Raw genomic sequence first — 12,853 nt, 5'->3', positions numbered from 1 at the left:
GGCTTCGTGGTGGAGCGAGCGACGGGAATCGAACCCGCGTATCCAGCTTGGGAAGCTGGCGCTCTACCATTGAGCTACGCTCGCGGAGCCGCTGAGACCGAAGGTCGGCGGCACGCGGCGTCAGTGTAGCCGACGCCGTGCCGCTCCACCGAAGGACCCTCCACAGCATGGATCTCGCCAAACAGGTCGCCCTCGTCGAGCATGTCCGGGAGCGGGGCGGCCGGGAGACGCAGGTCGCCGTGACCCTCGAGCAGTTCTTCGACGGCAACGACTGCGAGTGGTGCATCGCACCGAATCGCTCCGAGGACCTTCCGCTCGACGGGGTCCGTCGTGCCCTCTTCGCGCTGCGCGAGCACCCCGACGTCCACGACGTCCGCATCGAGCTCGACCAGCTCGAGTTCGATGCCTACCCGGACGACGAGTGGCCTTACGCGAGTGGGGCGGCGGTCATCACGACCCTCATGCCGGACGAGGTCGATGCCCTGCTCCTCGAGGCCGAGGTGGATCCCAGCGGCGGCCCGGCCACGCAGGTCGACTGGCTCGTCGATGCCCCGCGGATCCCGGAGGGGCACCACTACGTCGGGGTGTGGTGGAGCTGACGGCAGCCCTGACCGGCCGCAGGCCGATCGGCACGGTTGAATGGCGCCGTGGTCCAGCTCCAGATCGCCCTCTCCGCGCTGTGTGGCGTCACGGCGCTGCTCGTCCTGGTCCAGATCGCCCGGGACCGCCTGGTGAACCGGGTGGTCCTCGGTCTCCTCGCACTCATCGAGGTCGGCCTCGTCGTTCATCTCGTCCTGGGGATCGGCTGGCTGACCGGTGATCGCCCCGACATCCCTGCCCTGACCTACTTCGGCTACCTCGTGGGTTCCCTCGCGGTCCTCCCGCTCGCGGCCGGTTGGGCATGGGCCGAGCGCAGCCGCAGCGGCACTGCGGTGATCCTCGTCGGGCTGGTCGTGGTTCCCTACCTCTTCGTCCGGTTGCACGACATCGCCACCCCGCCCGCCTGAGGCTGCCGCAGCGCGGTGCCGGACGAACAGTCAGTCATTCCCTCGGCACCACACCGTCCGTATGCCGCTGGGTCCGCTCCCGCAGCCGGGTCCCCTCAGGGGCGAGGCCGGTAGGCGAACCACCCCGCTCCACGGCCGCGGTGGAGCCCCGGCGAGGGGCCGGAGAACGGCGCCGGCCCGGCATCGGGGTAGGCGTCGCGCATCCCCTCGCCTGCGGTCTCGTCGCCGCGGACGCCGAGGAGGCTGCGGGTGAGGACCTCGGAGTCCGAGAGGAGCTCGTCGAGGGCAGTCGCGAGGTGGTGGTCCGTCGGAGTGGTCCCCTCGAGGGCTGCGCCGAGCACGGCCCGTCGCACGAGCTCCTTCGCGAAGCTCGCCGTGGTGCCCTCGCTGCGCTCGGCAGCAGCCGACAGCGCGTCCTCGCCGAACAGGTGCCTCCCGTAGAGACGCAGCAGGGCCCGGCGCCCGTCGAGGTCGGGGAGCGGGATCTGCGCTGCCAGGTCGACCCGACCCGGGCGCTGGGCGAGGGCCACCTCGAGGTCCTCGACCCGGTTGGTCGTCAGCAGGAAGGCCACGTCGGCATCGGCATCGAGCCCGTCGAGGGCGTCGAGCACCTCGAAGAGGAGCGGTTGCGGCCCCATGGTGAGGGACCGGTCCTCGGCGACCAGGTCGACGTCCTCGAGCACGACGATCGCGGGCTGGTGCGCTCGCGCGATCTTGGCGGCGGCGTGGATGTGCTGGAGCGCGCCACCACTGAGCAGCACGGCGGTCGTGCCGGGCGTCCTGCTCAGCAGGTAGCGGACGGTGTGCGTCTTGCCTGTCCCGGGAGGCCCGTAGAGCAGGATGCCGCGCTTGAGGTGCTGCCCGTGCTCCTGCAGCCGCTCGCGGTGGTGGCCGATCCCGACGACATGGTGCTCGATGCGGTCCAGTTCGCCCGGTGGCAGGACGACGTCGTCGGCGGTCAGCGCGGGCCGTTCGACGAAGGCAGCGCCGGCGAGGCCGGGACCGTAGGGATCCGACGCGAGGGTGATGACCCGCCCGCGCATGACGCTCCGCTCGTCCATCACCTCACGCAGTCTGGTCACGAGCGCCTCGGCCACGTCGCGCTCGGGTGCGAGCACCTCGTAGACGGCGCTCTCCCGCCCGACGTGCGGGTTCCGGCCCAGGACCCGAACCGCGACAGGGACTCCTCCGTGACGGAACAGCCGGACCCCCGCCGTGACCACCTGACGCGTGTCCTCGGGCCGGGGACCGGTGTCGAGCCGGAGGTAGTCGACCTGGCCGACCGGGATGTGGCCCTGACCATGGTGACCGGCCTGGAGCAGGTCGCCGAGGGTGAAGTGGTGTCGCATGTCGCCGCCCCCGATCCCGATGAGGCGCGCCCGCGCATCGGAGGCAGCCAGCTCCTCCAGCGCGATGTCGGCGTCGACGAGCCGGTGGGCGGGGACCTCCTCGGTCACGACCGCGAGCCGTTCGGCGGCGCTGCCGAGGTGGTCCGTCAGCACCTGGACCAGGGGCTCGCCCGCCTCGTCCTCCGGCCCGAGCTCGACGTCCATGCGCCGGAGCAGACCCTGGAACTGCCTCATGAATGCGCGGACCTCGCCGTCCGCCCCGAACCCCTGTGACGTCATGCCGCTCAACCTAGGCCGACCCGGTGACCGCGGGAAGGGGCTGGGGAGCATGCTCAGCGGCATACCTCCGGTTCGATGGCGGGCGGGCGCGAGCGCGATAGCCTCCCTACGTGCTGCTCTCTGACAAGGACATCCGGGCCGAGATCGACGCCGGGCGGGTCGTGCTCGACCCGTACGACCCGGCGATGATCCAGCCGTCGAGCATCGACGTGCGCCTGGACAAGTACTTCCGCCTCTTCGACAACCACAAGTACCCCTACATCGACCCGGCTCAGGAGCAGCCCGAGCTGACCCGGCTCGTCGAGGTCGGTGCCGACGAGGACAGCTTCGTGCTGCACCCGGGGGAGTTCGTCCTCGGCTCCACGCTCGAGACGGTCACCCTGCCCGACGACCTCGCCGCCCGGGTCGAGGGCAAGTCCTCGCTCGGCCGTCTCGGCCTGATGACCCATGCGACGGCCGGCTTCGTCGACCCGGGCTTCTCGGGGCATGTCACGCTCGAGCTGTCCAACGTCGCCACCTTGCCGATCATGCTCTACCCGGGCATGAAGATCGGTCAGCTGGCCTTCTTCCGTCTCAGCTCCTCGGCCGAGCACCCTTATGGCAGTGGGAAGTACGGCTCGCACTATCAGGGTCAGCGGGGGCCAACCGCATCGCGGTCGTTCCAGAACTTCCACCGCGCCCGGGTGTGAACGACAGCCGTATGCCGCTCGCCTCCCTGACGTGGGACGCGCGGCCTGCGCGGGCTGGTGCCATCGCGCTCGTCATGCATGGTGGATCGGTCGAGGGCCGCGAGCCGAACCATGCGTGGTCGCACAACGTCGCGCGGCTGGTGCCGTTCGCCCGGGGGCTGCGCAAGGTGCCGGGACCGCTCGCTGTGGCGAGGCTGCGCTTCCGCTACCGCGGGTGGAACGGAGCCGAGGCCTCGCCCGTCGAGGACGCCAGGTGGGCGTTGGCGCAGCTTCGGGCAGCGTATCCCGGTGCCCCTATCGGCCTCGTCGGACACTCGATGGGCGGGCGGACCGCGCTGGCGGTCACGGACGACGAGGACGTGCGACTCGTCGTCGGCCTGGCTCCCTGGATCGAGCGCGGCGACCCGGTCCCGCGCGACGGGCAGAAGACGGTCCTCATCCACGGGGACCGCGACCGGATCACGGCGCTCGCCCGGTCGCGCCGCACCGTCGACCTGCTCCGCGCCGATGGGCGGGACGCGACGCTGATCCGCATCGCCCGCGGCGACCACGCGATGCTCGTGCGCGCCGGACTGTGGACGACCCTCGTCGTCGACATCGTCGGCGCCACCTTCGCGGCCGAGCTCGGCGGTCGGGCCCACCCCCGACCCGGACCCATCGGCGCCGTGGTGACCCAAGCCGTTCACGGCGGCGGCGGGATCGTCGACATCTGAGCTGCTGAACAGGCGGAACGCGCGGGAAGGCCGAGGCGCCATTGCCTTCCTATCGTTTTTCGATACTATCGAATAACGATATGGTCCGCGACGACTGGCCGGAGGGAAGACATGGAGCCGAATGGCAGGGAGCGGTTGGCGTTCACGGGGACCGACCATCGAGGGCTGCGCGTCCTGCTCTGGGCGACGGCCTTCGTGGTCGTTGCGGTGGAGCTCATCGCTCCCGTGATCTCGGGGATCGTCCGGGACCCGATCCGCGCCACGGTTCACACGGAGGTGACGGTGGACGGACTCGCGCCAGGCGTCACGGTGGCGAACCCGGCCGACGTGCTCGTCGTCATCGCGGACCCGACCATGTCACAACGGCTGCTGGTCGCCCTGCCGAGCGCTCTCGTCGGCGTCGCCGTGCTCGTCGTCGTCAGGCACCTCCTGGGCCTGCTCGGAGACCTCCGTGGCGGAGAGCCCTTCACTGTGGCGAACGTGCGCCGGCTCCGGGGCATCGCCGTCGTCGTGGGCACCGGCGCGATCGTGGTCTCGGCGGCAGAGGCCCTCTGCGACTTCGTCCTGGTCGCCGACGGCGCGCTCGGGGCAGGTGCTCGTCAGGTCTTCGAGATGTCGCTGTCGTTGGCCTTCCTGGCCGTCGCGCTCGTCATCGCAGCCATCGCGGAGGCGTACCGCGTGGGCGTGCGTCTCCGCGACGACGTCGACGGCCTGGTCTGATGCCCGCCGAGGACGCCCACCGTGTCGTCTGCCACCTCGACGACCTCCTCGCCGAGCGCGGGATGACGCTGACTGCACTGTCGGACGCGGTCGGCGTGTCGGTCGTGAACCTCAGTGTGATGAAGAACCAGCGCGCCAGGGCGATCCGCTACAGCACCCTGACGGCCATCTGCGATGCCTTGGGGTGCACGCCCGGTGACCTGTTCTCGGTCGAGTCGCCGACGGTTAATGGGACATGACCGTCGGACGGGATGGGTACGTTTGACTGCATGATCCGCTTCGACAGCGTGACCAAGACCTACGGTGCGGGCACGGCCGGGGCGACGACAGCGGTCGACGACCTCACGCTCGAAGCACCCACGGGACGGATCACCGTGCTGGTCGGCCCGTCCGGATGCGGCAAGACGACGACGTTGCGCATGGTCAATCGGATGATCACCCCGACGTCCGGCACCATCTCCATCGACGGGCGTGACACCGCGAGCCTCGACGTCGCCGAGCTGCGGCGCAGCATCGGCTACGTCATCCAGCACGCCGGCCTCTTCCCGCACCGCACCGTCCTCGACAACGTCACGACCGTGCCACGCCTCCTCGGCGTCGACAAGCGCGCCGCCCGGGCCCGCGGGATGGAGCTCATCGAGCGCGTCGGCCTCGAGCCCGCCCTCGCCCGGCGCTACCCGGCGCAGCTCTCGGGGGGACAGCAGCAACGTGTCGGCGTCGCCCGGGCCCTCGCCGCCGACCCGCCGGTCATGCTCATGGACGAGCCGTTCTCCGCGGTGGACCCGGTCGTCCGGGAGCAGCTCCAGAACGAGTTCCTCCGCCTCCAGTCCGAGCTCGGCAAGACGATCCTCTTCGTCACCCACGACATCGACGAGGCGATCAAGCTCGGCGACCAGGTAGCCGTGCTCCGCGTCGGCGGCGTCCTCGCCCAGCTCGACACGCCCGCACGACTGCTCGCCGACCCCGTCGACGACTTCGTCGCCGAGTTCGTCGGGCGGGACCGCGGCTACCGGGCGCTCGGCTTCGAGGAGGCGCCTGAGCTCACCTTGGCGAAAGAGCCCACGACCGTCCTCGGCGCCACCGCCGACGAGGTCAGGGCACTCGGGCAGGCGTGGGTGCTCTGCCTCGGCGACGACGGCGACCCGATCGGCTGGGTCCGGGCCGACGCCGTGACGACGACGGTGGACCGCTCGCTGCTCCATCGGGGCGGCACCGTGGCCCGCACTGACGGCTCCCTCCGGGCCCTCGTCGACGCCGCGCTGAGCTCACCGAGCGGGCGCGGCGTCGTCGCCGACCCCGACGGCCGCTTCCTCGGCACGATCCTGCCCTCCGACGTGCTGCCCGCCATCGAGGCCCGTCGCGACCCGGGGGTCGCGTCCATCTCGTCTGCATTCCGTGCCCCTGCTGCGTCCACCCCGCCTGATCCACCTGACCCGCCAACGACGGAGCCGATCACGGCCGCGGAGGGAGGTCCGCACCCGTGACGTGGGCGCTCGACCACCTCGACGAGATCATGGGACGCGCCGGCCAGCACGCCTGGCTTGCCGGGATCCCGCTGCTCCTCGGGCTGCTCATCGCGCTGCCGCTCGGCTGGCTCGCAGCGCGCAAGGCCTGGCTGAGAGGGCCTCTGCTGAGCGCCACGGGGTTGCTCTACACCATCCCGTCGCTCGCTCTCTTCATTCTCCTGCCCAGCATCCTCCAGCGCGGCATCCTCGACCCCGTCAACGTCATCGTCGCGATGACGATCTACACCGTCGCGCTGCTGACACGCACCGTCTCCGACGCGCTCTCGAGCGTCGATCCCTCGACGCGCGCGGCAGCCACCGCCATGGGCTACGGCGGGTTCGCCCGCTTCCGTGCCGTCGACCTGCCCCTCGCCGTCCCCGTGCTCGCAGCCGGCCTGCGTGTCGCAGCGGTGAGCAACGTCAGCATCGTCAGCGTCGCCTCGCTCATCGGCGTCAACCAGCTCGGCTACTTCCTCACCAACGGCTACGCCCGCAACTTCGCGACCGAGGTCTGGGTCGGCATCATCGCCTGCGTCCTGCTCGCCATCGTCTTCGACGTCGCCATCAACGCGGTCGCGCGACTGCTCACGCCGTGGGCTCGCGCCGGGGCGGAGGCGACGACGTGATCGACGACCTCGTCAGCTGGCTCCAGGACCCCGAGCACTGGACCGGGCCAGACGGCGTGCCCGCCCGGCTGGGCGAGCACGTGGTCTACACCGTCGTCACCGTCGGCATCGCCCTCGTCATCGCCGGGCCGCTCGGCGCCTGGGTCGGGCACACCGGTCGCGGCCGCTGGCTCGTCACCGGGGCCAACGCCCTGCGTGCGGTTCCGAGCCTCGGTCTGCTCTTCGCCATCTCCATGCTCGTCGGTCCGCTCATCCAGAGCAGCCTGGCCTTCACCATCCCGAGCATCATCGTCCTCGTCATCCTCGCCATCCCGCCGCTGCTCTCGGGCACCTATGCCGGGGTCGAGAGCGTCGACCCTGCGGCTCGCGACGCGGCTCGCGGCATGGGGATGCGCGGTGGTCAGGTGCTCACCCGGGTCGAGCTGCCCATCGCCATGCCCCTGTTCCTGTCGGGCCTGCGCTCGGCCACCCTCCAGGTCATCGCGACGGCCACGATCGCCGCCTCGATCAGCCTCGGCGGGCTCGGGCGCTACCTCATCGACGGGCTGGCCGCGCGAGACCTGCCCCAGATGATCGCGGGGGCAGTCCTCGTGGCTGTGCTCGCCCTCGTCACCGACGGACTGCTCGCGCTGCTCCAGCGCTACGCCGTCTCGCCGGGAATCTCCGGGAGGCGCACTCGTGTTGGACCTACGGACGTCCCCCGTCTCGATCCCTCGCGCGCCGGCACCGGCACCGGCCTCGGTCCTCCGGGCAGCCGCTCGGAGCCAGATCGACAACCGGCTTGACCCGTTCGACCCTTGATCCTCACGAGGCAGCCGCCACGTGGTCCACCACACGGAAAGTGACTGAAGATGCTTCGCACGCGCACCCTGCTCGCCGGTCTGCTCGCTGCCGCGGTCCTGCCGCTCGCAGCCTGCGGGAGCACCGATGACCCGCTCGCTCCGGAGCAGCCAGGCAGCACGAACGGCGGCACCGGAGGCTCCACCTCCGTGACCATCGGCTCGGCGGACTTCCCCGAGTCGGCGCTGCTCGGCGAGATCTACGCCCAGGCCCTCGAGGCGGAGGGCGTCACCGTCCAACGGCAGTTCAACATCGGCAACCGGGAGACCTACCTCAAGGCGATGGAGGGCGGCGAGGTCGACATCCTGCCCGAGTACACCGGCTCGCTGACGAACTACTACGACTCCTCGGTCACGGCGACCGACCCGGACGAGGTCTACGACGCGCTGAAGACCAAGCTGCCCGACGGCCTCACCGTGCTGGCGAAGTCCACGGCAGAGGACAAGAACTCCATGGTCGTCACCAAGGAGACCGCAGACGAGTGGTCGCTCACCGCGATCCCCGACCTCGTCGCCCACCAGGACGAGCTGTCGATCGCCGCGCCCGCCGAGTTCCGGACCCGGCACCAGGGGCTCGTCGGCCTCAAGGAGGTCTACAACCTCGTGCCCGCGGAGTTCCGCCCGCTCGCGAGTCAGGCGACCGTCGAGGCGCTCAAGAACGGCCAGGTCAAGGCGGCCAACATCTTCAGCACCGACCCGTCCATCGCCGCCAACGGCTTCGTCGTGCTCGAGGACCCGGAGCTGCTCTTCGGCTCCGACAACGTCGTGCCACTCGTGCGCGAGGAGGTGGCCACCTCGGTCCAGGCCGCGCTCGACGCGGTGTCGGCCAAGCTCGACACCCCCGCCCTCGCGGACATGGTCAAGCAGGTTGTCGTCGACACGAAGGACGCGAGCGTTGTCGCAAAGGAGTGGCTCACCTCGGCCGGTCTCATCTGACCGGGAGCCGGAAAAGGCGTTGCGGCGGCACGTCGCTCACGGGAGAGGATGGCCCCCATGCGCTCTCCTGAAGACGTGCCGCCCCACACCGACGTCGTGACGACTGTGCGACCGGCCCGCGGGCAGGGCCGGCCTGAGGTCGAGGCTCTCGTGAACGAGGCCTTCGACGGGGGCGCCGACCTCGTCGTCTGGCGGGCGCCCGTCGGGGACTGGGAGGCCCGGCGCGTGGCCTGGTCGCTCGGTTTCACCTTCGCCCCGCGCGCACTCCGCGTGGACGGCGCGCGCGCCAGGTCGCGCGAGGAATGGCTCGGCTGGCTCGGCCGAGAGGAGGCGCGCGAGCCACGGTCCCGGTGGCTCGAGCCGGTCGTCCTCGAGGCGAGCCGGGTCCGGCTGCGGCCCTGGCGCGCCGAGGACGCGACGCGCTTGGTCGAGGCCGCGACCGACGCCGTGTTCCAGACGATGCTCCCGCACTCCCCCCTGCCGCAGCGGGTCGAGGACGTCCCCGGCTATCTCGAGCGGCTTCGCCTCATGGAGGCCAACGGCACCCGTGTCGCCTGGTGCGTGGCCGACCGTGAGACCGACCTCGCCCTCGGCAACGTCGCCCTCTTCGAGTTCGACACCGACGAGCCCGACGGCACCGCACAGGTGGGCTACTGGGCGCACCCCGAGGGCCGCGGCCGCGGAGCCATGTCGGCCGCGGTCGACCTCGCCTCCTCATGGTCGATGCGCAGTCAGGATGACGGTGGCCTCGGCCTGCGCAGGCTCTTCCTCCTCACCGCCGTGAGCAACGTCCCCTCCCAGCGGCTCGCCGTCCGTGCCGGCTTCGTCCGCGTGGGCACCGAACGCCTCAGCGCCGAGACCGCCGACGGAGGGTGGGAGGACAACGCCCTCTACGACCGCCTCCGCGACTGACGCGACCAGGACCGGCGTCTCGCTCGACGTGGGCGGCAGGAGCGGCACGACAGGTGGGCGCGGACTAGGCTCAGCGGCATACCGAATCTGTTGTCGGAGCTCGAAGGAGAGTCATGTCGATCGCCCATCGCGTCGTCGGGTCCGGCCCGCGCACCGTCCTCGTCAGCCACGGCTGGTTCGGCTCCTCGGAGGGCTGGGGACTGTTTCCCGACTACCTCGACGGTGAGGCGAACACCTACGTCTTCACCGACCTGCGCGGTTACGGTGCGCGCAAGGAGGTCGAGGGCTCCCAGACCCTTGACGAGATCGCCGACGACCTCATCGCCGTCGCCGACGAGCGGGGGGCCGAGCGGTTCTCCCTGGTCGGGCACTCGATGAGCGGAGCCTTCGTCCAGCGCGTGCTCGCCCGCGTCCCCGAGCGCGTCGAGTCGCTCGTGGCCCTGTCTCCCGTGAGCAGCACACCCTTCCCGTTCGACGACGCCGGGCGGGAGCTCTTCTGGGGGGCGGTCGACGACCGGGCCAAGCGCTTCGGGATCATCGACTACACCACCGGCAACCGCAACACCCCGGTGTGGGTGGACTGGCTGGTGGAGTTCTCCCTCGCCAACTCCACGCGCGACGCCTTTGCCAACGCGCTCGAGGCCTGGGCCTCGCCGGACTTCGCGGACGAGGTCCGGGGCCAGGACCTGCCCGTCCTCGTCCTCGTCGGCGAGCACGACCCTGCCCTGAGCGAGGACTTCGCGAAGACCTACTGGCTCCCGCTCTTCCCCAATGCACGGATCGAGGTCATCCCCAACGCCGGGCACTACGCGATGTTCGAGACGCCCGTCAATCTCGCGACGCGGATCGACACGTTCCTCGAGGAGGCCGGGGCCTGACGGCGCACGCGCCGCTCGACCCCGGGGCCGATACCGTGGCGCCCCTCGAGGCCACCCGGCTGCTGCACGACCCCTCGACCTACGTCGAGGGTGTGCCCCATGACGTCCTCGCCGAGCTGCGGCGCGAGCACGGCGTGGTGCGGGTGGAGGAGCCGGAGCAGGTCGGATGGCCCGAGGGCCCCGGCTACTGGCTCGTCCTGCGACACCGCGACGTCGTGCGGGTCCTGCGTGAGCCGAAGACCTTCTCGTCGTGGCTCGGCGGCACGCAGATCCGCGATCCGGCCACCCCCGAGGACCTTGCCTACGTGCGGCGCATGATGCTCAACATGGATCCGCCGGAGCACTCGCGGCTGCGCCGGATGCTCGCGAGGTCCTTCACGCCGAGGGCGATCAGTCGCCTCGAGGGCCAGATCGCCGGCCACGCCCGGGACATCGTCGACCGGATGCTCGCGGGTCCGCGGGAGTGCGACTTCGCCAAGGACGTCGCTGCGGACCTGCCCCTGCTCGCGCTGGCCGACATCCTCGGTGTTCCCGCCACGGACCGCTGGCTGATGTTCGACTGGTCCAACCGGGTCATCGGGTGGCAGGACCCCGACTACGCGTCGAGCGCGTCCTTCACCGGGGAGGGCGGGTCGGACCTCGCTGTCGCTGCGGTGGCGCTGCGCCCCACACCCGGTCCCGACGGGCGGATGCCCGACCCGCGCAGTCGCGCCGGGATGCCCGACCTCTACTCGTATGCCGCTGGGCTGGGGGAGCGCAAGCGTGCCCATCCGGGCAACGACGTCATGTCGATCCTCATGGCCCAGCGAGACGACGCGGCTGGAGGCGACGGCCACGTGTCCATCGAGGAGTTCGAGAACCTCTTCTGGCTCTTCGCCGTGGCCGGCAACGAGACCCTGCGCAACGGGCTCCCGGGTGCCCTCATCGCACTGCTCGATGATCCCGACGCGCAGCGCACGTTGCGGGCCGACCCGTCCCGGGTGGCCGGCGTCGTCGACGAGCTGCTCCGATGGTGGACACCGGTGATGACCTTCCGCCGCACCGCGACGACCGATGTCGACGTGGCGGGCCAACGGGTCCGGGCTGGTGAGAAGGTCGTCGTCTCGTTCGCCTCGGCGAACCGGGACGAGGCCGTCTTCGCCGACCCGGACCGTCTTGACCTCGACCGCAACGCCAAGGCGCATCTCGCCTTCGGGCACGGCCCGCACTTCTGCCTCGGTGCCCATCTCGCTCGTGTCCAGATGACGGCCCTGCTCACCGAGGTGCTGTCCCGGACCTCGTGGATCGAGTCCGCCGGCGAGCCGGCCTTCCTGAGATCCAACTTCCAGCGGGGCGTGAAACGCCTACCCATCCGCTGGAGCGCCTGAGCCCGTCTGCGGGCCATTTCGCCCAAGCCCACGTCGGGTGCAGAGCCTGCCTGTGGCGGGCCGCTTCTGCGTCCTCGACGACGCACCGGGACCTTTGCCCTGTGTCTCCCGTGGGCCCGTGGGCATGCTGACAATGGAGGCTCTCGGTGCACAGGACAGCGGAAGGGTTGAGCAGCGCTGAGGCGGCCGCACGCCTTGCCTCCGACGGGCCGAACCGCCTTCCGCAGCCGCGTCGACAATCCCTCGCCCGGAGATTCCTGGGCGAGCTGGTCCACTTCTTCGCGCTCATGCTCTGGGCCGCCGGCGCGCTCGCCGTCGTCGCCGGGATTCCACAGCTGGGGCTGGCGATCTTCGCTGTCATCATCATCAACGCCCTCTTCGCGCTCGCACAGGAAACTCGCGCCGACCGTGCTGCTCGACGGCTGCGGTCGATGCTTCCCACACGCGTCACGGTGCGCCGCGACGGCAGACGCCAGATCGTCGATGCTGCCGAGATCGTCGTCGACGACGTGCTCCTGCTCGAGAGCGGCGACCGGGTCCCCGCCGATGCGCGTCTGGTCCGGGGAAACCGTCTGCTCATGGACACCTCGATGCTCACCGGGGAGAGTGTGGCGGCCACTGTCGAGGACGGCGGCGACCTCTACGCGGGGACCTTCCTCGTGGAGGGGGAGGCGCGGGCCATTGTCGTCGCCACCGGGGACCGCACGCGACTCGCCGCCATCGCCCGGTTGACGACCGCCACCGCGAAACCGGTCACGCCGCTGACTCGCGGACTGCGGCAGGTCGTCCACCTCATCGCTGCCATCGCCCTCGGGGTCGGCGCGCTCTTCCTCGGGGTCTCCCTCCTCGTGGGTCGGCCCCTCGAGGACGGGTTCGTCTTCGCCATCGGCGTCACGGTCGCCCTCGTTCCCGAGGCACTCCTGCCGACGGTCACCCTGTCCCTCGCGTGGGGAGCCGAGCAGATGGCCAAGCGTCAGATCCTCGTCCGGAACCTCGAAGCCGTCGAGACGCTGGGATCGACGACCTTCATCTG

The 12,853-nt window shown here is 70.8% G+C and carries 15 protein-coding genes and 1 tRNA gene; 14 read left to right on the top strand and 2 right to left on the bottom strand.

Annotation, left to right across the window (positions count from 1 at the left end; genetic code table 11):
* Nucleotides 1-10: 10 nt before the first annotated feature.
* A tRNA-Gly gene (locus LOY02_RS14260) sits at nt 11-84 on the bottom strand.
* Between the two features lie 83 nt (nt 85-167).
* On the opposite strand from LOY02_RS14260, the gene LOY02_RS14255 reads away from it, so the two are divergent.
* Together LOY02_RS14255 and LOY02_RS14250 are read left to right on the top strand one after the other, a co-directional pair.
* Nucleotides 168-599 (top strand): hypothetical protein, encoded by a 432-nt coding sequence (locus LOY02_RS14255; RefSeq protein WP_317183026.1) that lies wholly within the window; start codon nt 168-170, stop codon nt 597-599.
* 48 nt (nt 600-647) lie between these two features.
* Nucleotides 648-1,007, top strand: coding sequence for a hypothetical protein (locus LOY02_RS14250; protein ID WP_317183025.1), 360 nt, complete (start codon nt 648-650; stop codon nt 1,005-1,007).
* Nucleotides 1,008-1,102: 95 nt separating this feature from the next.
* Here LOY02_RS14250 and LOY02_RS14245 read toward each other — a convergent pair whose 3' ends face one another.
* Nucleotides 1,103-2,635, bottom strand: coding sequence for an ATP-binding protein (locus LOY02_RS14245; RefSeq protein WP_317183024.1), 1,533 nt, complete (start codon nt 2,633-2,635; stop codon nt 1,103-1,105).
* Between the two features lie 110 nt (nt 2,636-2,745).
* Between LOY02_RS14245 and dcd the strand changes: the two genes are divergently transcribed.
* From dcd to LOY02_RS14185, 12 genes are all read left to right on the top strand, one after another.
* Nucleotides 2,746-3,324 carry a dCTP deaminase gene (dcd, locus tag LOY02_RS14240; protein WP_317183023.1) on the top strand — a complete coding sequence of 193 codons (579 nt, stop codon included), beginning with the start codon at nt 2,746-2,748 and terminating at the stop codon, nt 3,322-3,324.
* A gap of 11 nt (nt 3,325-3,335) precedes the next feature.
* Nucleotides 3,336-4,037 (top strand): alpha/beta hydrolase, encoded by a 702-nt coding sequence (locus tag LOY02_RS14235; RefSeq protein WP_317183022.1) that lies wholly within the window; start codon nt 3,336-3,338, stop codon nt 4,035-4,037.
* Nucleotides 4,038-4,148: 111 nt separating this feature from the next.
* Nucleotides 4,149-4,757 (top strand): DUF2975 domain-containing protein, encoded by a 609-nt coding sequence (locus LOY02_RS14230; protein WP_317183021.1) that lies wholly within the window; start codon nt 4,149-4,151, stop codon nt 4,755-4,757.
* On the top strand, nt 4,757-4,996 hold the full coding sequence (locus LOY02_RS14225) for a helix-turn-helix domain-containing protein (RefSeq protein WP_317183020.1): 240 nt from the start codon (nt 4,757-4,759) through the stop codon (nt 4,994-4,996). The genes LOY02_RS14230 and LOY02_RS14225 overlap by 1 nt, the downstream gene beginning before the upstream one ends.
* A 30-nt stretch (nt 4,997-5,026) precedes the next feature.
* On the top strand, nt 5,027-6,241 hold the full coding sequence (locus tag LOY02_RS14220) for an ABC transporter ATP-binding protein (protein WP_317183019.1): 1,215 nt from the start codon (nt 5,027-5,029) through the stop codon (nt 6,239-6,241).
* Complete coding sequence (locus LOY02_RS14215; RefSeq protein WP_317183018.1) at nt 6,238-6,888, top strand: ABC transporter permease; 651 nt, start codon at nt 6,238-6,240, stop codon at nt 6,886-6,888. The genes LOY02_RS14220 and LOY02_RS14215 overlap by 4 nt, the downstream gene beginning before the upstream one ends.
* On the top strand, nt 6,885-7,673 hold the full coding sequence (locus LOY02_RS14210) for an ABC transporter permease (protein WP_317183017.1): 789 nt from the start codon (nt 6,885-6,887) through the stop codon (nt 7,671-7,673). The genes LOY02_RS14215 and LOY02_RS14210 overlap by 4 nt, the downstream gene beginning before the upstream one ends.
* A 66-nt stretch (nt 7,674-7,739) precedes the next feature.
* Nucleotides 7,740-8,663: an ABC transporter substrate-binding protein gene (locus LOY02_RS14205; protein ID WP_317183016.1), complete on the top strand. Its 924-nt coding sequence runs from the start codon at nt 7,740-7,742 to the stop codon at nt 8,661-8,663.
* A 57-nt stretch (nt 8,664-8,720) separates the two neighbouring features.
* On the top strand, nt 8,721-9,575 hold the full coding sequence (locus tag LOY02_RS14200) for a GNAT family protein (protein WP_317183015.1): 855 nt from the start codon (nt 8,721-8,723) through the stop codon (nt 9,573-9,575).
* A 113-nt stretch (nt 9,576-9,688) separates the two neighbouring features.
* Complete coding sequence (locus tag LOY02_RS14195; RefSeq protein WP_317183014.1) at nt 9,689-10,453, top strand: alpha/beta hydrolase; 765 nt, start codon at nt 9,689-9,691, stop codon at nt 10,451-10,453.
* Nucleotides 10,454-10,488: 35 nt separating this feature from the next.
* Nucleotides 10,489-11,820, top strand: a complete 1,332-nt coding sequence (locus LOY02_RS14190) for a cytochrome P450 (protein ID WP_317183013.1) — start codon at nt 10,489-10,491, stop codon at nt 11,818-11,820.
* A gap of 146 nt (nt 11,821-11,966) precedes the next feature.
* A partial coding sequence (locus LOY02_RS14185; RefSeq protein ID WP_317183012.1) for an HAD-IC family P-type ATPase occupies nt 11,967-12,853 on the top strand: 887 nt, incomplete at its 3' end.

The organism is Intrasporangium sp. (genome assembly GCF_032907665.1).
Classification (GTDB): Bacteria; Actinomycetota; Actinomycetes; order Actinomycetales; family Dermatophilaceae; genus Intrasporangium.
Note: the sequence above shows the minus strand (reverse complement) of the source record. Positions and strands in the feature narration are given on the sequence as shown.

What these genes read in the sequence shown, in the direction of transcription:
- LOY02_RS14195 (WP_317183014.1), top strand. Translation starts at nt 9,689, where the DNA reads ATGTCGATCGCCCATCGCGTCGTCGGGTCCGGCCCGCGCACCGTCCTC.
- LOY02_RS14220 (WP_317183019.1), top strand. Translation starts at nt 5,027, where the DNA reads ATGATCCGCTTCGACAGCGTGACCAAGACCTACGGTGCGGGCACGGCC.
- LOY02_RS14230 (WP_317183021.1), top strand. Translation starts at nt 4,149, where the DNA reads ATGGAGCCGAATGGCAGGGAGCGGTTGGCGTTCACGGGGACCGACCAT.
- LOY02_RS14225 (WP_317183020.1), top strand. Translation starts at nt 4,757, where the DNA reads ATGCCCGCCGAGGACGCCCACCGTGTCGTCTGCCACCTCGACGACCTC.
- LOY02_RS14205 (WP_317183016.1), top strand. Translation starts at nt 7,740, where the DNA reads ATGCTTCGCACGCGCACCCTGCTCGCCGGTCTGCTCGCTGCCGCGGTC.
- LOY02_RS14245 (WP_317183024.1), bottom strand. Translation starts at nt 2,635, where the DNA reads ATGACGTCACAGGGGTTCGGGGCGGACGGCGAGGTCCGCGCATTCATG.
- LOY02_RS14235 (WP_317183022.1), top strand. Translation starts at nt 3,336, where the DNA reads ATGCCGCTCGCCTCCCTGACGTGGGACGCGCGGCCTGCGCGGGCTGGT.
- LOY02_RS14200 (WP_317183015.1), top strand. Translation starts at nt 8,721, where the DNA reads ATGCGCTCTCCTGAAGACGTGCCGCCCCACACCGACGTCGTGACGACT.
- LOY02_RS14255 (WP_317183026.1), top strand. Translation starts at nt 168, where the DNA reads ATGGATCTCGCCAAACAGGTCGCCCTCGTCGAGCATGTCCGGGAGCGG.